Origin of the sequence: Salinibacter grassmerensis, from assembly GCF_947077765.1 — a bacterium.
Classification (GTDB): Bacteria; Bacteroidota; Rhodothermia; order Rhodothermales; family Salinibacteraceae; genus Salinibacter; species Salinibacter grassmerensis.
On sequence record NZ_CAMTTF010000004.1, the window covers coordinates 155,717 to 173,760 of the forward strand.

The following is an 18,044-nucleotide window of genomic DNA, read 5'->3' on the forward strand; positions in this document are numbered from 1 at the left end:
ATAGTTTAGTGATTCAATCTTCTTAACTTTGTGGTAGTGTAGCCCAAGCGTCGTAGCCGTTTTCTGCGATATAATCTGTTCGGTCTACGTCTTGCTTGGTAAGTCCTTTTTGTGTGGTCGTGTTTTCGTTGTATCCCGAGTCTGTTTTTTGCGGCTTGTCAATAGCAAAGCGATTCCATTTGCCGTCCGATAGCTCTCGAACAACTTCATCGATCTCCTTAACAGCCTTATCCGACTTGTTCGACGGAACGGGGTCGCCGTCTTTGTCAACAGCAATTCTACGAAAGTTTCCGTCTTCGTCTTCTTTAAACTCTGTACGCCTCTTTACGTCTTCAATAAAGTCTTGCCGAAAGTTGCCTTCAATTACCTCTTCATCGAAGTAGGCGTCGGCGTGTTCAAGAATAAGGTCTCTGTCGCGCTGCTCTTTTAGCTTCTCGTACTTCTCTTCGACCGGACGATATTCTTCCCGTACGTTCTCTTCGACCTGTTCTTTTAATTCGGCAATCTTATCTTCTTTAAGATCGTCTACAACTTCTTGGTGCTCTTCGAAGATTTGATCGACTGAACCTTCGCGCAAGTCTTCTTCGCTTACAAGGTCAAGGTCAACCCCAAGTTCTCGTAGGCTTTGCTTTTTGCCTCTTAGAATCATATCGTCGGCGTGCTGGTCGAACTTGCTTTGAAACTTTTCGTCTGCAAGCTCTTCTGCCTTGCTCTCGACTCTATTTTCAAGCTCTTCCTGCGTCAACTCTAAGGTTTCCGACGTTTCTTCTGTCTCTTGCTGTTGTGCCTCTTCGCTTTGCTCTTCATCTGCCATAAAAAACTAGGTTGTTTCCTAAATTAAAATCACCACTATAAGTTAAGATCAACCGCTTGGGTGAGTAGTGGGAGACTCGACGGGCGGTGAATCCGTCCATTTTGTACGTTATTAGATATGCGGTTCTAACTTTCTTTTACAGGGGGCTTAGGATCAACGTGCTGCCAGCTTTTGTCGCGTTTTATTAAAGACACGTTTGTTTGATCTATTCCATAAGAACTTGCAATTTCTTTCTGCGTCATATTGGAGTTTCTTGCAAGCCACTTAACTGTTGCAGCCTCTTCTTTTGTAAGAGTAGAATCGGGGTTCTCTTCTCCTTTTGTGTTAGTGTTCTTGGACATTTTTCTTTTAGAATCTTCGCTGTGTGTTCGTCCGGAAAGAGCTTTTGATAGCTTTCTTCTTGTCTCTTCCGAAAAAGTCTTGCCCTTGTGCGCTTCCGACATCTTCTTGCGTACCTCTTCTCGTTTCGACGGGTGATCTTCTCCCGCTTTTACGCCTTTGCCCCCTCTTGTCATATTTGTTAGGTTCTCGTACACGTCGTCTCTCTGCAAGATAGCCTCTTCAAGAGCGTAAGCCTTCTCTTCGGTCAAACCGCCCTTAATAATTTTGCTAAATGGTTCGTAGCCTTGCCGTTGCAGTTTGGCTATTTTGTTGTCTTTGTACGGGTTGTCCCCCGTTGTAGAACTGTAAAAATGATTTTCGTGCCTATATCCTGTGCCCTTGCCAATGTAAAAACAAACGTTGTTGCCGTCGTCGTCTTCGTAAAAGAGCCCGTAAACGTAGAATCTGTGCTTATTCATAGTACTATAAAATAAAAAAAGACTTAACCGCCGTGTTTAGGGCACGACGACCAAGTCTGAATCTCGTTTCGTTTGTGCGTGAAAGCGCCCTAAACACTCTCACTGTTTACATATTAGTCAACAAATTTATAGCGGCTTGAGCAGGTGCAAGACGGGTGGGGTAGGCTTGGAAACTCTTCTGCGGGATACACCCCGCTGCCTAAGCCGTATTTATCTTGCGTTGCAAGCGTATCGCAAATGTCTTCGTGTGTATGGTTTGTAGATAGCGTCCACTTTAGCCCCTCTACTACATCCGAACGCATACCCGCTCGACGATCTGCTTCCAAGAAGGACTGCGACATTTCTGTTCGGGCAATCATACGAGCGTCGCTACCTATACGCCTTGCAAGCTGTTGTAGCCTCTCGTTCGGCTCTTCTGTTGCAGCACGTAGACCGCCCCGCCTACCAAATCTTGATACTGCCTCCTGCATTTCTGCATCTCCGCTTGCAAGCGAAGCCATTATGCGGTTTGTCGCCTTTTCGGGGCTTGAACCGTTTCGGACCATAGCCGACAACTCTTCTTCGACCATAGCCCCCGATCCTCCCCAATTCTCGACGGTTTTAAAGCTGTCTACAACGTCAAGAGACCGCCGCTTATACATATCGTCTATTGCGTCCGTAGCCACCTTAGAAAGGCTTTCGTCAAAGATATTATCCGAGCCTTTAACCTGCTTTAAGGCTTGCTCGTGCGTAGACATTCTGCGTTTTAAGGCGTTTATCGTCGCTTCTCTTATGCGACGTTCGCCTTGCTGTGCAAACCTCTTAAAAGCCCTCTTAAAGGCTGCAACAACGGCAGGGGTGTTTGATAGATCTTCTGGAAGCTCTTCGTCAATAGCCTTTACGTACTCTTCTCCGATTTTAGTAAAAGCGTTGTTTATTAGCTCCGGAAGATTCTTATTTCTAGCTTCGGTTACTATGGAGTTGTATTCTCTCTCGTCTGCCATTATTCGATATTAATAGGGGCTTGGTCGCTTGCCTGTTGCTCCTGTGCTCTCGTGATTTGCTGTTCACGGGCTTCGGCAAGCAACTCTTCTTCTTCATATTCTATGTTCATTAATTCTAGGATCCTGCCGACTACGCGACTTTTGGTTTCCGGCGGCAGTTCTATCGATGGAACGTCAAAGAAGATCGACCGAAGCTTTTTGGCTTGCGCCTCTTTGTTTGTCGGTTCGAAGTCCGACGTTCTGCTTACAGTTGCTTGCCCCCAAAGCGACGGAGAGTTTTGAAAGTAAACCTGTTCGAGAAGCTGCAACACCTTCTGCTCTCCACGGTCTAGCTCGTTTTTAAAGACGTTTAGGATAGCCTCTAAGCCGCTTCGAAAGTCCTGCCGTAGCTCTGTTGCGGTTTTCTGTACGGCGCTGTCTTGGTTGTTAAGAAAGAAGCTCTTGTACAAGTCCGCTTCTTTGCGCTTGATCGTGTCGCTGTAACTCTCGACGGGTTCGGCAGAAGGGTTGATAAACTGCCCCTTGCCTTGTACAGTGCGCCCCCCTCTCGTAAGTGTTCGCCGTGCCTCTTCAAAGCCTTGGTCTTCTACGTCGAGCGTAAGCAGTTGCGCGTTCATCATACGCTGCTTGTGGTCGCGTTCGGACTGTTTTTGAAAGATCCTGTTTGCCTTTACTGCAAGCTCCGAACCGACGTTAATATCAAGCTCCATTTCGACAACCGGAATCGTTTTGCTGCTTTCGTCTTGCTCTGCTCCGTCGTAAAACTCGTACGTTCCAGAGATAGGGTTGCCGTCGTCGTCGGTTACTCGAACAACTTCGTCGTCTTGCTTTCTGTATCTGTCGAAGCCTTCACGGTGGTAGTGAATGTACTCAACTTGTTCTCTGCGCTTGGACTTCAAAGACGGCTCTATAACCCTCGTGTCTTGAACTAGCAGTTCTACAAGGTTGCCCCCCTCGTACTTTTTGTTAACGACGTTGCGCGGATCGATAAATTTAATTTTTGCTTCGTCGTCGCCCTCTTCACTTAGCCCCTCTACCAAGACGTAGGCTTTGTCGAACTTCAAAAGTTGTATAAGCAAGTCCTGAAATTTTTCGCTCCACGAAGTACCCTTTCCATCGGCTTCTTTTTTTAGCTTAGAAGCTACGTCGCCTCTTGCAGGGTGATTTTTAAGCCCTCTGTCTTGGTCGTCTTCTTGCCAAGTGCGCTTATTTTTGTCGGCTACTGCCGCCATCATTCCGGCATAGGTGTTTACGACTCGTGCAAAGTGGTTCGTGTAGTCCGACGTTTTAAGGCGGTCAACGTAGTTTTGCAGCGGCTCTCGTGGCACCCTTGGAAGGTACGTTCCATACATACCGTCGTCTCCAAGCGTAATCGACTTCTTTTTTAGCACTTCCGATACCTCTACTTCGCCGTTATCTTTTATCTCGTCTACAACAAAGTCAACGGTCGCACTGTCAAGCGTGCTTTCCATCTTGCTTCCAAGACGGGTCGACTTATCTGCAATTTCGTCAATAAGTGCTTGCCCGTCGTAGTGCTTGTGCTGGTACGTCCACTTCTTGCGGTTTTCTCTATACTCTTTACACCGCTTGTCCAGCCAAGTTGATTTTTTGTTTCTGTGTGCCATATTAGTTTTGTTTGACGTTCACCTTTTAGATATGCTAAAAGAAGGGTCTGTTCATTTTGAATCCACCCTTTGTTTGCTTGCTGTTTTCTTCGTCTTCGCTAAGGTGTTCGATAGCTTGGGAAAAGGCGTCTGCTAGGTCGTCGTGTTGTCCGTTCGGAAACTCTAATATGCCCTGCTTTTTGTCGAGCAAAAGAGTCGAGTAGCAGTCCGGATGCACGAATATATTTTTATCGTTTACAGACATTTTTGCTATCTTTGCTCGTGCAACCTTATCGCCCTGCACGTCTACTTCTTCGGCTGGAAGCCCGTTGCGCGTAAGAGCTTGTACTAGGCTTTTGCCGGAAGCCTTATTCTCTATCATTATCGGGCAGTCGTATCGGGATATGCTCTGCAAAAGCTCCGGTAGTTCAAGCCAATCGAAGCCTACGTCGAGCACATAGACGTTACCGCTCCGGTCTTTTGCCGCTTTCACCCAAGCAGAAGCAGAGTTTTGTTCGTTCTCTGTGTAAGCTGCGTCTACGTGCAAGCCTGTATCAACTAGCTCCACAGAATCGGGCTTTCTCATCCCGAAAAGGTCTTCTTTCCAGATATTACCGGACTCCGGTGCTGGTCGCTGTTGGTACAGAGCGTTCCACTTGTAAGCCCCCTGCGTGCCTTTAATCTGCTTCAAGTCCTCTACGTCGTACCTTTCGGGGCACAAGGCTTCCCCTGCCTCTCTGTCTGTCCGAACGACGTTGCAGCCGTCCGGATAGTCGATCTCGTTTTCTTCTTTAAGCGCCGGAAAGCTAACGATCCTCCAACCCTCCGGTCTGTCTGCTTCTCTCTCTTGCTGTAAGAGCGTTCCTGCAAGGTCCTTTCTGTGCCAACGTGTATGGATTACGATAACAGAAGCGTTCGGCTCTAAGCGGGTGTAAAAGTCGCTGCTAAACCACTCCCGCAAGCTTTCCCGCTTTGTGCGGCTGAAAGCGTCTTCTATGCCCTTAATCGGGTCGTCTATAATAGCAAGGTCGAACCCCTTGCCTGTGATCGATCCCCCAACAGAGGTTCCAAAGAAGCCGCCGTTTTTATCTGTCTTCCAGTCGGTTTTTGCTTTTGTGGATTTAGATATACTGCCGTCCGACCGCCTGAAAAAGCGCCGTGCCTCTTCGGAGTGGTCGGAAACAAAGTCTGCGTTGTAGCCGACGATACCGACGTTCTTGCTTGGGTTGCGGTACAAGTAGTACGCAGAAAAGAGTTGTGTAGCCGTTAGAGACTTGCCGTGTCGAGGCGGCATAAACATCATAAGGCGGTCGTTTTTGCCTCTCTCGACCGCTTCAAGCTCTTCTACAACCCGCTCTATGTGGTCGTAAAACTTGTAGTCTGGAAAGACCTGCTTGATAAACTGCCGGAAGCTTTTCTTCTCTTCCTCTTCGGTAAGCTCTTCAAGCTCGTTTACTAATTTAGATTTGGCGTCTTCGTCGTTAAAGATATCGCTTAATTAACCTTGAAATACTTTCTTTATGTCGTTAATAACTTTGCGCTGCGCGTCTTTGTCTGCGTGCTGCTCCAAAGAGGTTTTGAGCACTTCGATAAGTTTATCTACCTCTTTCATCGTAAGAGCGTGGTTAGCTTCAACGTCTTTCTTTGCTTTCCACGTCTTCGTTATGTCCCTGCTTACTTTAAGAAGCGTTTCTTCGGTTACGTTTTCTGCGTCGTCAAAGCGCTCTAGAAGATTCTGCTGTACGGCTTTCTGCAAAGCCATTTCGTCTTCGATGCTGTCAAGCCGTTCGTCGTTTAAGAACCGCTCCATCTTTTCTTGAAGCTCGTTGTCGCTGTCCTCTTGAATTTTGTAGATCGGCTTTAAGTAGTCCTGCACAGGTGGGTTTTCTTTTGTCCCGCCGCCGTGCATACGGCACGTGTCGAACCCGTTTCTAGCAGGGTTGCGGCACCGCTTGCCTGTGTTCTGCGTGGTGGCGGTGCAACGCTTAACGGGTTGCTTCCCCCCTTTTCCATCGGGGATCATAATGTGATCTTGGGATTCGGGGTAGTCCTTATAGCCCCTGGACTCGTGCCGCTTTTCGTAGAGCTTGCGCCTTTGCTCTTGGCTTAAGTGCTCTTTGCCCGGATCTTGCGCAAACTGCCTGTTCAAAGACTTCGCTTCGTCTTCTGTGTAAACAGAGTCGAAGTTCTCCCAATCAACGTCTTCGATATTATTTATTTTGCTAAGATCTGCCATTATTCTTCGTAATCTGTGTTCTCTTCAACCCAGTCTTCGACTAGCTCTTTCATAGTCTTGCCTTCTTTTGCAGACTGGACTTTAAGAAACGTGTGGTGATCTTCGCTTACGGTAACTTCTTTTGTATCTCTTGTGTTAGCCATAATTAATTAATCATTTCTAGGATTCCGGAGATTTGGTTTCCGTTAAGGCTGTTTGGCACGTCTTCTGCCTTGACGGTTTCAATCTCTACTTCTCTCGTTTTTTCTTCTAGCTCTCGAATCTCGTCTTTTGCTTCGTTTTTGGCTTCGGCGCTTTGAAAAGCATATAGCCCGTCTTCTGTCGGTTCGCCGTACTCCTGTTGAATCTCTCGAACTTGCTTTTGCACGTCTTGCGCCAGCGGTTCAAGCGTCCGCTTGTTGCGTGCCCCTGCTAGGTTAAAGTTCCAAGCGTGGTCGTAGTCGTCTTCAAGAACGTTTTTTAGTTCGGCGTAAAGGTTGACAATTCTGCTGTTTTGGATCTGCATAATTTGTGTTTGTTTTTGGTTCGTGTCCTTGACTGCACTGTTAAGTATAATAGGCATAACTCTTGTTTTCCGTAAATAGAGTTATACTTAATAATAGAGCAGGCAAGTTGCTTGCCCTTTCCGAACCACAAACAAAAACTTATTACTATGACTCGTTTTATTACTATTATCGCTTTCGCCTTTGCGCTTGTAGGTTGCACCGGAGCCGGAGAACTTGCAGAGAAAAGAGGTTACACCGGAGCTAAGAAGCAGTGTATGAGCAAAGACAAACCCGACGTGTACTGCGGCGGTCGCTACACCTTAGAAGACGTGCAGACCATAAACGAAAACAACTACGTGGCTAGCTTAACGTACTCTGCTAACCCTCGTCCGGACGTTCTTATCGGCTGTTGGCGGTCCGATATGTTCGGCGTAACGAACTGCTATATGTTCGAAAAGAGAAGCGGCGTCTGGAAGGTTGAAAGCCACTCTCAAGGCTCTTACAGGTCGTTTGCTTATTAAACTTCCCTTCAACAGCAAAGCCCCCCGGCGACGGGGGGCTTTTTTTATTCGTCTATGATCGCTTCCGAGGGTTCAAGCAAAAACACTAGCTTTTCCTTGTGCCCTGTCGCTTCGGCTGTTGTCTTCGGGCACCACTTCGTATCTGTCTCCGGTTTGTCCATCTTGCCAAGATCCCACACTAGACGCCCCCCACCTTTGAAGTAGCAAACGTAAAGCGTGTCGTCTATGCCGTCTTTGCGGTTGTGCCTCTCTGAAAGCGCCTTCATTTTCTTCGCTTCCAGAATCCAAGTGTCGTACTTGCCTTTCGGCACGTTGCGGTGTTTGATCTCGACTTGTGCCGTTTGTCCCGCTACTTCAAGTTCTGCGTCGTAAATCGATTTCGGGTCGTCGGAAAAGTCTATGTCCGCTTCGTTCCAGTTTTCTTTAAAGCGCTCTCTTCCTTTCTTCTCTGCCTGTGAAAAAGAATCGTTAATTTTAGTTTAGTTGATAGAGCGTCTTCCGCTCCTGTTTGTGGTTCTATGTTTTTTATGCTCCGATGAAGTAACCAATTATAAGACCCCCTGCCACTGTTACATATGACCGAATCTTCTGATATAACTTTTGCTCTTCAAGGCGGCTGATTCGTTCGTCTCTTGCTTTGATCCTTTCGTCTTTGATATCAAGCTGTTTTTCGGTTAGCTGCAAGATCGTAGAGTCGCGTAAGGCTTTCTCTTCGTAAAGCTCTATTTGACGGGCTTGCTCTTCGATAAGACTGTCTTGTAGCTCGACGCGTCGCTTCCGCTCTTCAACGCTTTCTTTCAAGTTGCGCAACGCTTCTGTCGAGACAGTTACGCTATCCGTCTGCGCTTTTGCAGGGCACGTAAGAAAGGCTACGATAAGCAGAGCAGCGAAAACTTTATTCATAACTGTTTGCCCACTTTTTTAGCTGTTCTGCGTCTTCGTCTGCGGTCCTATCAACGCTTTCAACGTCTTCTCTTAGCCTCTCTGCACGCCGCTTAGACTGTTTTATCTTCTTTTCGGTGTTGTCCTTCTCTTGCTTTGCTTCGTCTATGCGGTCCTGTGTGCTTCTGCTTTCGCTTTTTAACTTTCGGTCGGCTTTCTGCCAAGCATCGACCCAACTCTTTTGCTTTCCGAAAGCTAGATAAAGAGCCGCCAAGAGGATAATAGCAGCCGATACAGCCGCTCGTTTTCCGAAGAGATAGTAGGCAAGGGCAACTGCCCCGCCCGCTGCTAAGACGTAGAGAAGTGCTTTCATATCTGTGCTAAGTGGACGTGCCCCAACTCCGGATATGGAATATTTTCTTCAACGGGCAAGTCGGTTAGGTCGATAGCTCTTGATAGGCTTTGCGGGTCTTTGTCCGGTACAACTATGTCGGCGGCTTTACCCTTCTTGTGCAAGCTACCGGAGACGCCGCCTACGGCTTTGTTAAGCTCTTCGGACCGGAACCCGCTTGTAACTTGCACCGGACGGTTTAAGAAGCTCCGTACAGGCTGCAAGACTTCAACACATAAGCTTCGCAAGTTTTGAATTTGCGAAGCGTTAGGGGTGTTGTCGATCTCTGGATATTCTGCGGAGCCTGTGAACTCCTGTAAGTCGAAGTTTTTAGTAAGTCGTAGTGTATCCATTTATTATCTGTTGTCGATGCCCCAAAGCATAACTTTTTCTTCGTACTTCTCCACTTTGGGCAAACGTTTAGAGTTTTCGTCTACGAGGTCGTATGCTTCGTCAAATTTGCCTGTGGTTACGTCTTCGTTCTGAATAGAGACGTAAACCATATTTTGTTTACTTTCAAGCTCCATAGTTCTTTGATTTGTTTTGCGCCCTCTTCATTCCTCGTTTAAGTATCGCTCTATGCGCTCTTCTTTTGCTTCTTGGTCTATCTGCTCCATAATCTTTCGGGCTTGCCGCCGATAGTACTCGTTCTCTCGACGGATCTGCTCCGACCGTTCAAGCCTTTCGTCTCCAAGTATGCTAACTACGCGTTCGTAAGTAGTGTCGAGCATATCTGCTATTCGAGACGGGGGCATACCGTCTTCAAGGTGCAGGTTTAAAACCCGCTTGTCATCGAAGTAGTGTTCTTTTTTCTTTCCCATTAGTTTAGGTTGATTCTGAAAGAGTGATAAGGTTGCTTCGTGCCGACTCTATCTGTCGAGTGCAAGTAATAGCTTGTGTTTTGCTTCAAGTCGGTCATTTCTATGCCGATAAACGTTTTCCCGTCTGCGTGCCTTTGTGCGTCTTGAAAGCCTACGCTCTCGTCTCTTACAACTTTTAGCGTCTCCTGCATTATTACTTCTTTGGTGTATCTGTCCATATTAGTTTTTTGCCTGACTAAGAATTGCCCTTTTTCTCAGCGCTTTAAGTTTGTATATAAGTTCTTGCCGTTCAATACCGCACTTTCTCATATACCTAAGCTCGTGATTACAGAATACTTCACTCCTTTCAAACATTCTTTCGTCGTCGAATTGATTTGCGTATTCTATGTCGCGCGACGTAAATAGCATAATATATTATTGTTGTTTTGCATTTCGTATAAGCCGGACCACTTGAAGGGCGTCCGATAAAGCGGTGTGGTCAACGGGCTCTTCTATTCCGGCTCTTTCTAAACACTCGTCTAGCGTCGGGGGGCGCTCTTCCTGTAGCTTGTAGTAAAGCGTCGTAGGGTCGAGCACTCTTGCACGGACGCAGAAAGCGTCGGTAAAGTGAGGCATTTGCTCTTTTAAAAAAGGAATATCGAAAGTCGCAGCGTTTTTGCCTGCTACTGTTATGTAGTCTCTGCCGAACGGACTATCGCAAAAGCCCTCGTCTACAAGCCAACCTTTAAGGCTAGCTGCAAAATGCTTCGGCTTAACAGAAGGCAGGTCGGAGTTAAGCAAGCCGTTTTCACTTGCCATTTCCAGAGACCGCCGTTGCCCTATAACCGTGTCGTTGTGAATCTGCCGTTGGTAGGTGGGCAAGTCTTCTATCGGGTCGCCGTTGTCTATAACTGCTCCTACTTCCAAGATGCTGTGCTCTTCGGGGTCAACTCCGGCTGTCTCTATGTCGAGGGCTAAGTAGCTAATTCTATTTTGGTTGTTTTAACTGCGGTGCGATAGGCTTTTGTTATTTAGCTTGCTGCAAAGCTCTGGATCTTCTGCCATAGCAAAGAGGGTCGTGTAAGCCCTGATTAGCTGCTCTTCCGAAGCGTTGTCTTTGAAAGGTCTGCTTACCTTTTCGTCCCACTGGCAATCCGTAGCGTAGTCGAAAGCTATACGCTTAAAGCAGTGGTCGAGGTAAACGGGGTAGCCGTCTTCTTCTTTTGCTTTGCGTGGCAGCACTTTTTGTGCAAGATTGTCGATTCTGTCGTTTAGCTCTTGGCGGTTCATATCTGTGGTTTTGGTTTAAGGGTTAAATAGCTCTTCGAAAGCGGCGTCGGCTTTCTGCCTGTCTTCTTCGGTCGGTCCGTCGTCTTCGCCAGCGTCAAGATTGGCTTCTTCTTCGCCGCCGAACACTTCATCGAAAGCCTCTTCTGCTTCGTCTTGCGCGTCTTCTGTGTCGAGTCCTGCCCACTCTTGAAAGTCTACGTCGTCTTTCATTATCGGTTTAATTTCTATTTTGGTAAATTCCGCACGAAAGTTTTCTAACTACGCTCTTGGTAGCGCCGTACTTTTCCGCTACTTCACCGCTGGTCTGTTCGGTGTTTCTAACTTCGCGCTTCATATCGTTTAGCTCTTCTACGCTGTACTTGGAGCTTCTTCTAACATTTTCTTTCCTAGTAACCCACTGCAAGTTATTTATGTCGTTGTTCGATTTGTCTTCGTCTATGTGGTCTACTTCGTGGTCTTCGCTAGGCTGCTCCGGTCCGAAGTTCTCCATAACAAGTCTGTGGACGTTGAACGTCTTGCCCTGCCCGTCGGAGCTAATTCTTATGATTCTATAACCGTTGTTTTGATTTGTCTGTACTTTAAGCTCTCTTCCGGAGTGCTTTGACCATACCCTTCCGTCGTCGCTTATTTTGTGGTTAAATCCGTCGATATCTTTCCAGTTTGCCATAGTGGTTCGTTTGTTTAAGGTTTTATGTCTTCTTCGTCTATTGTTATGTATGTTTCTATCTTATAAAGTTCGAATAATCTTCTTTTGCGTATACACGAACTTCGCAAAACGGTCTTATATGTATAAACAGAAGCGGGACACAAGAACCACCGACACACAACCTGTTTGGCGACGGCAAGCTTAAAAGCGTTTAGTTGGTGGTTCGGTTATCCGCTTATAGCCTGCCGTCGCCTTTTATTTGCTAAAAACCGAACCACAAAACATAATATAAAAAGAAATGAACAACACGATACTATTTGGAGCAGATAAAGGCATTTCTGGAGAGATCGCCTCTAAGCTTATAGACGACGAAGTTTTAACTTTGCCGCCGCAAAAGACTTATCGAAACAAAAGGCGCAAAGAGCTACGACGCTTTCTTTACAACTTGATACACGCCCGTAGTCTAACAAAGGCAAGAGATACAGCCGTAAAAGTAGCTCTTCCGCTAAGAGAGATAAACCAAAACAACTGCTACAACGGCAAAGTAAGTTACAGCGGGTTGAAAGCAGTTATGAGCGACTTGCAAGAAAGCGGCTACCTTTACGTTAACAAAGGCAGCTTCTTCGTAAACTGCTCTAAGGAGTGGAAAGAGGCTTGTCTTGAAGACGGAAATCTAAAGAACAGGTGTACGGAAGTTTGGGGCACCCGAAAACTAAACAGTCTTATAGACGACTACCTTAGAGAGAATACAGACGTTGGAGCAGACGTAGACTTGCTCGTTACCTCTACCGGAGTCGAGATCAAAGACAAAGAAGGGCAGGTAGTCGGAAGCGTCGAAAAAGAAGACGAAGTTGAAAAGGTAAAAGAAGTAGACGACGCCACTGCCTCTGCCGTTACCCTCTCTCTCCCTCTGTCCTCTCTTGTCTCCTCCATAAGTGTTAGAACATCCCCCCTACGGGCGCAAGGGGGCGCAAGCTCTTCCCTCTCCACCTCTTCACTCTCTCTCCCCTCCATTAATGTTAGAACATCCCCCCCCGTCCCTTACAAAGAGCAAGAAACAGCAATCGACAAACTACACAACGTTGTTGTCCACAGGATCGGGGCTGCGTGGAGTTGGAAGCACCGAATCGAAGACGGGCGGCTTGTTTACGAGGTGCCGGAAGAAGCCCTAAGCAACACAAGAAAGTACGTAAGGGGCAGTTGGAATAAAGGGGGGCGCTTTTACAACGACGTGCAAAACGTTCCGTCCGATTGGCGAAAGCATCTCCGAATCGAAGGCGAAGAGGTAGTAGAGCTAGACTACGACAACCTGCACTTTAATATGCTCTACGCGAAAGAAGGCGAAGAGCTAGAAGGCGACGCGTACAAGACGACTTGCAATTTGCTTGAAGAGCTTGCAAGAGACGTAAACAAAACTACGGCAAACGTAATGCTCAACGCACGAAGCCCACAAGCCTTGTACGGGTGCCTTAAAAACAACATAGACTGGAAAGAAGAGGTAGGGGTAAGCATACCCGACGAAGCTTTTAAGCCGCTTGTAAACGCCTTAAGAGACAGGCACGAGCCGATAAAAGAATGCTTCCACTCCGACGTAGGGGTTAGCTTGCAGTACGAAGACAGCCGACTTGCCTACGAAGTTATAACGGAGACGGGGGGCACGCTTGGGGTCCACGACGGCTTTGTTGCGAAGAAAAGCAAAGAGCAAGAGCTTCGAAAGAATATGAAAGAGGCGTTCCGAAGCGAGTACGGGCAAGACATTTCTGTGTCATCGGAATAAAACGGAGCTATGATATCGATAGGACAGGGGGTTCTTATAGGTAGCCCGAAGACTGGAACACCTTTTGCTCTGGAAAAAGGGCAAGCAGCAACGTTTCATTCAACCCCTTTCCGACCGATGCCTAAGTCCTTAGACGAAGTAAAGAAGACCGAAGAACAGATAGACGAAAGCGAGTTCTTTGCAAGGTTTTCCGGTGGAGGGCGCTCGACAAAATGGAGCAAGATTGCCGACGAAGTAGAGAATATGGAAGTCGGAGAGGCGAAAGTATACAGCGACTTGAAAGAGTCTACGATCTCTTCGATACGGAACCAAATCTACAAGCTCAACGGATCGGTAGAGGACCGGACCGACCTGGACAGCAAAAACAGGCACCGGAAGTACATCGTCAAAATGTCGAAGACGGGCAAAACTCGAATCGAAGAAGGGCAGAACGGCAAAGAGAAAGAGTACGACCTGTACGAAGTCGGCATACTTCGGCAACAGCCGCAACCCTTGCCCAACGGAGAAGCATAAGTGCCCCACCGATCCCCCCGCATACAAGCGGGGGTTTTCTTTTTGTGCAAAGACCCGTCTTGCGCTATGGATCGCCCTTACTTCTTAGACGAGTTTCTTGAAAGCTTCGGCTTTTGGTTTAGGGTGCAGGACCACAACCCTTTTCCGAAGTTTGATAGCGGCTGGACAAAAGAGTTCGAAGAAGACGAGTACGACGGCACGCTTGGAGACCCGAACGATAGCGATTATAGACCGACGTGGAAGCGAAGTGGCGAGTGGGACGAAGACTTTCAAGAGCTTTGGGACTTTGCCGGAAACCACGGCATTTACAAAGGTGGAGAGTGGAGAATAAACCCTGCTTGCTATGAAGAGGAATGGGATTTTGACTTTATTGACCAAGAGTACAGTTACAGCCCCTCCACCGACTATCTGCTATCTAAGAACCCAGAGAAAAAGTTTTGGACTCTCTTAGACCGGATAGAGGGAACGAGCGAAGAAGTGTTTTGCACCCTCCGGACCAAAGAAGGGGGTTTCGACCACGCTTCGATACCGGAGTTTCGAGAGGCGTACAACGACCACTGCTTCGAAGTAGAAGACAGTTTCGAGGTTGGAAGAGGAAAAACGTATCTTGCTTACGGAGTCAAAGGCGTTAAAGCCAAGGTAAACGGAACAGTGCTTGTGAAAAACGGCAAGGGCTACTTCGTCGGAGTCGAGCAAGAGAAAACAGGCGGCGAAGTCGTAAGCAAAAACGCAAAGGTGCTGAAAGGGGAAGTCCACCACGACACCTTAATGCCTATCCACGGAAGGACAGACTTTATAAAAGTCGCAGATGACGTTTCGGAGATATACGAGATAGCAGACGACATATACGCAAACCACGAGATCCGCTATATGCAAAACAACTCTTAGAACCCGCATAGTAGCTCTCTGCAAGGCGCTTGCAAAACAGAAGTAGCGTTGCCCGTCCGATAACAGAAACCTCTATGAACCGCCCTTACTTTCTTGACGAGTACATAAAACAGTTCACTTTGTCGGTAGGCAAAAGGGTAAAGTCGCCGGACGTGAACTTTCGAGAGTTGAAAAGTTGGCTTGGCAGAGCGTCCGACAGCGTTGTTGAACAGCCCGACAACTGGACTTACAAACAGAAAGACTTAACGCACGTCCCAAGCGGTTTCCGTAACGTACTCGACTGGGTAAGAAAAACAGGGATTAAGGGGCAAGTAGACCTTTTCGTAGATACGATAGACGGCAGTTACGACGAATACGGCGTATCGGAGATCGAAAAGCAAATAGAAGAGAAGTGCTGGCTTGCCGTCGAGAGAATAACCGTATCGGGAGAGGACTACACCGCCTACGGGCTAAAGTGGCTTCCGGAATACGAAGAAGGCATCGACCCGATACTAACCGATTGGGGAGACGACTACTTCGTTGGGCACTCCATTATGAGAGATAAACCCAAAAGCGAAGCGGCTTCCGTCTACGTTAGCAAAGACGATTTCGATAGCGTTGAGCTATATTCGGACGATCCTGGCGATATGTACGAGGACATAGTAGAACAGGTATTTAAAAACCACGACCTGCGCTACATACGAAACAACTCGTAAGAGGCGCTGCAAGAGGCTGTATAGAGCGTTCGAAGAGAGGCAGGGGGCAACCAAACCCTCCTGCCTTTTCTTTTTTAAGGGGCTTACAAAGGCTTTGCCCTTCCGAAAGGGGGGGCAAATTTAAGGACCGATAACAAGAGCTTATCAATTTTTATCGGCTGTAAAATGTCTTTCGCTAGGGGGTTAGCAACCCACCCCCCTGCCGTTGCCTTCATATGCCCGATATAGAGAGAAAAGAGGTTCGCTAGGGGGTTAACGACCCGTGCGGGGCAAGGGGGGTCTTAGTGGAGATAGCGTTGGGGGGTGCGGAGATAAAATAGCTTTCCCTCTCCCTCTTAGCACCCCGATGGCAGGGCGGTAGAGTACCTGTACTTGCCCTTCTTTCCCTCGTTGCTCCGATGGCAGAGCAGTTGAGCTACCTCTGTACCCCTCCTAGCACCCCGATGGCAGAGCAGTTGTCTATGCTTCCCTCTCGTTGCTCTTAGCAGTTGTCTATACCCCTCTTCCGCTCGTTTTTTATGCCTTGTCCCCCCTCTTGCAAACAAAAAAGCGGCAACCCGCCGCAAAGCGAGTCGCCGCCGTTGACGGGGCTTGTGTCTGCCCACCTCCGGACCATTTATAGACCCGAGGGTGTCGCATACCTTTGTTCTAAAGGCATTTAGGGTGATGACTCCCCGTATGCACTGCTTTACCGTCGCTAGTTGTTTACTGTGCGGGTTTGCTTTGTTTCGGGGGGTCATAAAAAAAAGACGACCCGATTATGAGCCGCCTTTTTTCTTTCTCTGTAAGTATGATCGAAAATTAGGTCTCCGGAAAGACAAAGACTTCGTAGACCGCTTCCTGTTGGTCCTTGCCCTCTTCCCCTTCTGCCTTTGCGCTTTTTACTTCGTAGTCGCCGGAAGCGTTGTCGTCTAAGTAGCGGCGAAGCCCCGACACTTTACTGTACCCTTCCAGAGAAAGTTGAAGGACTTCGTTTTCTTCAAGCCCTTCAACGTCGTCAAGGTATTCGGCAAACATCGACTTTCCCCCTCCACCTTGGCTTCGGAGATCGGAAAGTTGTTTTTTTGCTTCGTCGGCTGAAAGCACGTTATCGGACATAAAGGCGTGTTGTCGGTTTTATTAACGGATCTGGCTTCCGGTTTTCATTGGTGCCGCACGAACTCTGTTCCGGTCGATACCACTTCCCCTTGACGCTTGATAAGGTACTTTTGCTCTTTCTTGTCGCGCAAAAAGCGAACGACTGCATCAAGCGGTATAGCCTTTTTCACCGTCTCTCTTTCGGCTGCAAGCTCCACGTCGTACAGATACGTGGTGTCCGCAACCTTAATCGCTTGCTCGTACAAAAACTGTGGGCTTTCCCCTATCTGCTTTGCGGCAAGCTTTTTTAAGCGGCAAAGCTCCGCTGCTTCGGAGTCTGTAAGGCTTTCAAGGTGTTTGTTGATTAGGTTGTTGATTTGATTTTTCGCTGCTTTCCACTTGTTCATAATCGGCTGCTTTGCTTTGTGCGTCGTTTTATGCGTCGACGACGACAAGGTCGAAGCAGCCTTGTTCTATTTTCTTTTACTGATCTACAGTCTCTTCACACTATAAACTGTCCATCATATCTTCTAGGTCTCCTGCGTCGAGGTGGGCGTACATCGAAACGATTCGCCTTGAAGACTGCCCCACCATTCTAGCTATTTTCTCGTACGAGTAGTCTTTTTTAACTAGCTCTGTAATAAACATATGCCGCAAGCTGTGGTTGGTCATTTCCTCGTAGCCGATTTCCGTTAAGAAGTGCCCTGTACGCCTAGACCAGTTCGAGCGGTCAACGTGCGTTTCTCTCTGTGGGCTTTCAAAGACGTAAGGGGTCGTTCCATCGTTGTCTATTAGCTGTATCTCGTCCCATATGTGCTTTAAGGGGATTACCCTGTTTTTGCGCTTAAACTGTATCGTCGCCGTCCGGTTAGACTGGTTTAGGTAAGCGTACTTGCCCCTGTCCGTAAACGTTTTGTGCCAAGTTAAACGTATTACCTCTCCGATTCGAAGCCCCGCGTTTGCTTGTATCCATAGGGCTTTCCAAAGCCTGTCGTCTTCGTTGTATACGCGGTGCTTAATTTCTTTTTTGATCTCGTCAAACTCTTTTTGAGAGGGTACTTCTACGTCCGATTCCGGTTGCGGTATGTGGATCCGGCTAAATGGTCTACTGTCTATAACCTGTTGGTCGTGCAGCCAAGAAAAGAAGCTTGATAGGTGGCGCAAGTTCGTTTCTACTGTCGTTGAAGAAACCGACTGCAAGCGCCAGTACTTGAAGTCTCTTATGTGGTCCTCGTTGGGCTCTGCGGTTAAAATATAAGGGTCGATTCCCGATTCTTCTTCGATCCAACGACCAAACATTTTTAGTGCAAGTCTGTCGCTGTTGATCGTATAGTCGGACAGTTCCCCCGCCCGTTCTTTCATCCGTCGAAGCTCTAAATAGTCTTCTTTCGCCTCTTCGAACGTCGTGTCTGCTAGGTCTTCCCCCCGTTCCAGTTTGCGGTAGTAGTCGTCCCACTTGCGCTGCTTTTTCTTTGCTTCGGTCTCTTCTTTTGTCTTCAAAGAAAAGCCGACTCGCTCTTTTTCGTCCTCTTTGGTTACGTAGGCTTGGTAGTAGTAGACGCCCCTTTTCGTGTAGATACTGGACATATGCAGAGTTGCGTTATGACCGTTTCGACTTGATGTCGGGACGACAAGGTCGAGT

Annotated in this window: 26 protein-coding genes; 5 read left to right on the plus strand and 21 right to left on the minus strand. The window is 47.6% G+C overall.

Annotation, left to right across the window (positions count from 1 at the left end):
• Positions 1-22 precede the first annotated feature (22 nt).
• From OJB03_RS10760 to OJB03_RS10795, 8 genes are all read right to left on the minus strand, one after another.
• Positions 23-814 carry a hypothetical protein gene (locus tag OJB03_RS10760; RefSeq protein WP_263787296.1) on the minus strand — a complete coding sequence of 264 codons (792 nt, stop codon included), beginning with the start codon at positions 812-814 and terminating at the stop codon, positions 23-25.
• A gap of 125 nt (positions 815-939) precedes the next feature.
• Positions 940-1,614 carry an LEM-3-like GIY-YIG domain-containing protein gene (locus tag OJB03_RS10765; protein ID WP_263787297.1) on the minus strand — a complete coding sequence of 225 codons (675 nt, stop codon included), beginning with the start codon at positions 1,612-1,614 and terminating at the stop codon, positions 940-942.
• Between the two features lie 113 nt (positions 1,615-1,727).
• A complete protein-coding gene (locus OJB03_RS10770; protein ID WP_263787298.1) occupies positions 1,728-2,597 on the minus strand; it encodes a hypothetical protein in 870 nt (289 codons plus the stop codon).
• Positions 2,597-4,222 carry a hypothetical protein gene (locus OJB03_RS10775; RefSeq protein WP_263787299.1) on the minus strand — a complete coding sequence of 542 codons (1,626 nt, stop codon included), beginning with the start codon at positions 4,220-4,222 and terminating at the stop codon, positions 2,597-2,599. The genes OJB03_RS10770 and OJB03_RS10775 overlap by 1 nt, the downstream gene beginning before the upstream one ends.
• Positions 4,223-4,256: 34 nt before the next feature.
• Positions 4,257-5,495: a terminase large subunit domain-containing protein gene (locus OJB03_RS10780; RefSeq protein WP_263787300.1), complete on the minus strand. Its 1,239-nt coding sequence runs from the start codon at positions 5,493-5,495 to the stop codon at positions 4,257-4,259.
• 204 nt (positions 5,496-5,699) lie between these two features.
• A complete protein-coding gene (locus OJB03_RS10785) occupies positions 5,700-6,437 on the minus strand; it encodes a hypothetical protein (RefSeq protein WP_263787301.1) in 738 nt (245 codons plus the stop codon).
• Positions 6,437-6,580 (minus strand): hypothetical protein, encoded by a 144-nt coding sequence (locus OJB03_RS10790; protein ID WP_263787302.1) that lies wholly within the window; start codon positions 6,578-6,580, stop codon positions 6,437-6,439. Before OJB03_RS10790 ends, OJB03_RS10785 begins: the two co-directional genes overlap by 1 nt.
• A 2-nt stretch (positions 6,581-6,582) precedes the next feature.
• A complete protein-coding gene (locus tag OJB03_RS10795; protein ID WP_263787303.1) occupies positions 6,583-6,999 on the minus strand; it encodes a hypothetical protein in 417 nt (138 codons plus the stop codon).
• A 90-nt stretch (positions 7,000-7,089) separates the two neighbouring features.
• Between OJB03_RS10795 and OJB03_RS10800 the strand changes: the two genes are divergently transcribed.
• Positions 7,090-7,443, plus strand: coding sequence for a hypothetical protein (locus OJB03_RS10800; protein WP_263787304.1), 354 nt, complete (start codon positions 7,090-7,092; stop codon positions 7,441-7,443).
• A gap of 44 nt (positions 7,444-7,487) precedes the next feature.
• Here the strand turns inward: OJB03_RS10800 and OJB03_RS10805 are convergent, their stop codons facing one another.
• From OJB03_RS10805 to OJB03_RS10845, 10 genes are all read right to left on the minus strand, one after another.
• Complete coding sequence (locus tag OJB03_RS10805; RefSeq protein WP_263787305.1) at positions 7,488-7,754, minus strand: hypothetical protein; 267 nt, start codon at positions 7,752-7,754, stop codon at positions 7,488-7,490.
• Positions 7,755-7,968: 214 nt separating this feature from the next.
• Entirely contained in the window at positions 7,969-8,346 is a 378-nt protein-coding gene (locus tag OJB03_RS10810) for a hypothetical protein (protein WP_263787306.1), read from the minus strand.
• Positions 8,339-8,698, minus strand: coding sequence for a hypothetical protein (locus OJB03_RS10815; RefSeq protein ID WP_263787307.1), 360 nt, complete (start codon positions 8,696-8,698; stop codon positions 8,339-8,341). The genes OJB03_RS10810 and OJB03_RS10815 overlap by 8 nt, the downstream gene beginning before the upstream one ends.
• Positions 8,695-9,069, minus strand: a complete 375-nt coding sequence (locus OJB03_RS15775) for a D-Ala-D-Ala carboxypeptidase family metallohydrolase (protein ID WP_423816374.1) — start codon at positions 9,067-9,069, stop codon at positions 8,695-8,697. The genes OJB03_RS10815 and OJB03_RS15775 overlap by 4 nt, the downstream gene beginning before the upstream one ends.
• A 3-nt stretch (positions 9,070-9,072) precedes the next feature.
• Positions 9,073-9,243: a hypothetical protein gene (locus OJB03_RS10820; RefSeq protein WP_263787308.1), complete on the minus strand. Its 171-nt coding sequence runs from the start codon at positions 9,241-9,243 to the stop codon at positions 9,073-9,075.
• 27 nt (positions 9,244-9,270) lie between these two features.
• Positions 9,271-9,537, minus strand: a complete 267-nt coding sequence (locus OJB03_RS10825; protein ID WP_263787309.1) for a hypothetical protein — start codon at positions 9,535-9,537, stop codon at positions 9,271-9,273.
• 414 nt (positions 9,538-9,951) lie between these two features.
• The gene (locus tag OJB03_RS10830; protein ID WP_480919094.1) at positions 9,952-10,335 is read right to left on the minus strand and encodes a hypothetical protein; all 384 of its coding nucleotides are present in this window, start codon (positions 10,333-10,335) and stop codon (positions 9,952-9,954) included.
• A gap of 183 nt (positions 10,336-10,518) precedes the next feature.
• Positions 10,519-10,806: a hypothetical protein gene (locus OJB03_RS10835; protein WP_263787310.1), complete on the minus strand. Its 288-nt coding sequence runs from the start codon at positions 10,804-10,806 to the stop codon at positions 10,519-10,521.
• 15 nt (positions 10,807-10,821) lie between these two features.
• The gene (locus OJB03_RS10840; protein WP_263787311.1) at positions 10,822-11,016 is read right to left on the minus strand and encodes a hypothetical protein; all 195 of its coding nucleotides are present in this window, start codon (positions 11,014-11,016) and stop codon (positions 10,822-10,824) included.
• A gap of 7 nt (positions 11,017-11,023) precedes the next feature.
• Positions 11,024-11,473 (minus strand): NUMOD4 motif-containing HNH endonuclease, encoded by a 450-nt coding sequence (locus OJB03_RS10845; RefSeq protein WP_263787312.1) that lies wholly within the window; start codon positions 11,471-11,473, stop codon positions 11,024-11,026.
• A gap of 277 nt (positions 11,474-11,750) precedes the next feature.
• Here OJB03_RS10845 and OJB03_RS10850 point away from each other — a divergent pair, with 277 nt between their 5' ends.
• The 4 genes from OJB03_RS10850 (at position 11,751) to OJB03_RS10865 (ending at position 15,325) form a co-directional block, all read left to right on the plus strand.
• Positions 11,751-13,229: a hypothetical protein gene (locus tag OJB03_RS10850; RefSeq protein ID WP_263787314.1), complete on the plus strand. Its 1,479-nt coding sequence runs from the start codon at positions 11,751-11,753 to the stop codon at positions 13,227-13,229.
• Between the two features lie 117 nt (positions 13,230-13,346).
• Complete coding sequence (locus OJB03_RS10855; RefSeq protein ID WP_263787316.1) at positions 13,347-13,742, plus strand: hypothetical protein; 396 nt, start codon at positions 13,347-13,349, stop codon at positions 13,740-13,742.
• A gap of 66 nt (positions 13,743-13,808) precedes the next feature.
• Positions 13,809-14,630 (plus strand): hypothetical protein, encoded by an 822-nt coding sequence (locus tag OJB03_RS10860; protein ID WP_263787319.1) that lies wholly within the window; start codon positions 13,809-13,811, stop codon positions 14,628-14,630.
• A gap of 74 nt (positions 14,631-14,704) precedes the next feature.
• The gene (locus OJB03_RS10865; protein ID WP_263787323.1) at positions 14,705-15,325 is read left to right on the plus strand and encodes a hypothetical protein; all 621 of its coding nucleotides are present in this window, start codon (positions 14,705-14,707) and stop codon (positions 15,323-15,325) included.
• Between the two features lie 801 nt (positions 15,326-16,126).
• On the opposite strand, the gene OJB03_RS10870 is transcribed toward OJB03_RS10865, so the two are convergent.
• From OJB03_RS10870 to OJB03_RS10880, 3 genes are all read right to left on the minus strand, one after another.
• Positions 16,127-16,423, minus strand: a complete 297-nt coding sequence (locus OJB03_RS10870; RefSeq protein ID WP_263787325.1) for a hypothetical protein — start codon at positions 16,421-16,423, stop codon at positions 16,127-16,129.
• 44 nt (positions 16,424-16,467) lie between these two features.
• On the minus strand, positions 16,468-16,809 hold the full coding sequence (locus tag OJB03_RS10875) for a hypothetical protein (protein WP_263787327.1): 342 nt from the start codon (positions 16,807-16,809) through the stop codon (positions 16,468-16,470).
• 100 nt (positions 16,810-16,909) lie between these two features.
• On the minus strand, positions 16,910-17,989 hold the full coding sequence (locus OJB03_RS10880) for a tyrosine-type recombinase/integrase (RefSeq protein WP_263787329.1): 1,080 nt from the start codon (positions 17,987-17,989) through the stop codon (positions 16,910-16,912).
• Positions 17,990-18,044: the final 55 nt, after the last annotated feature.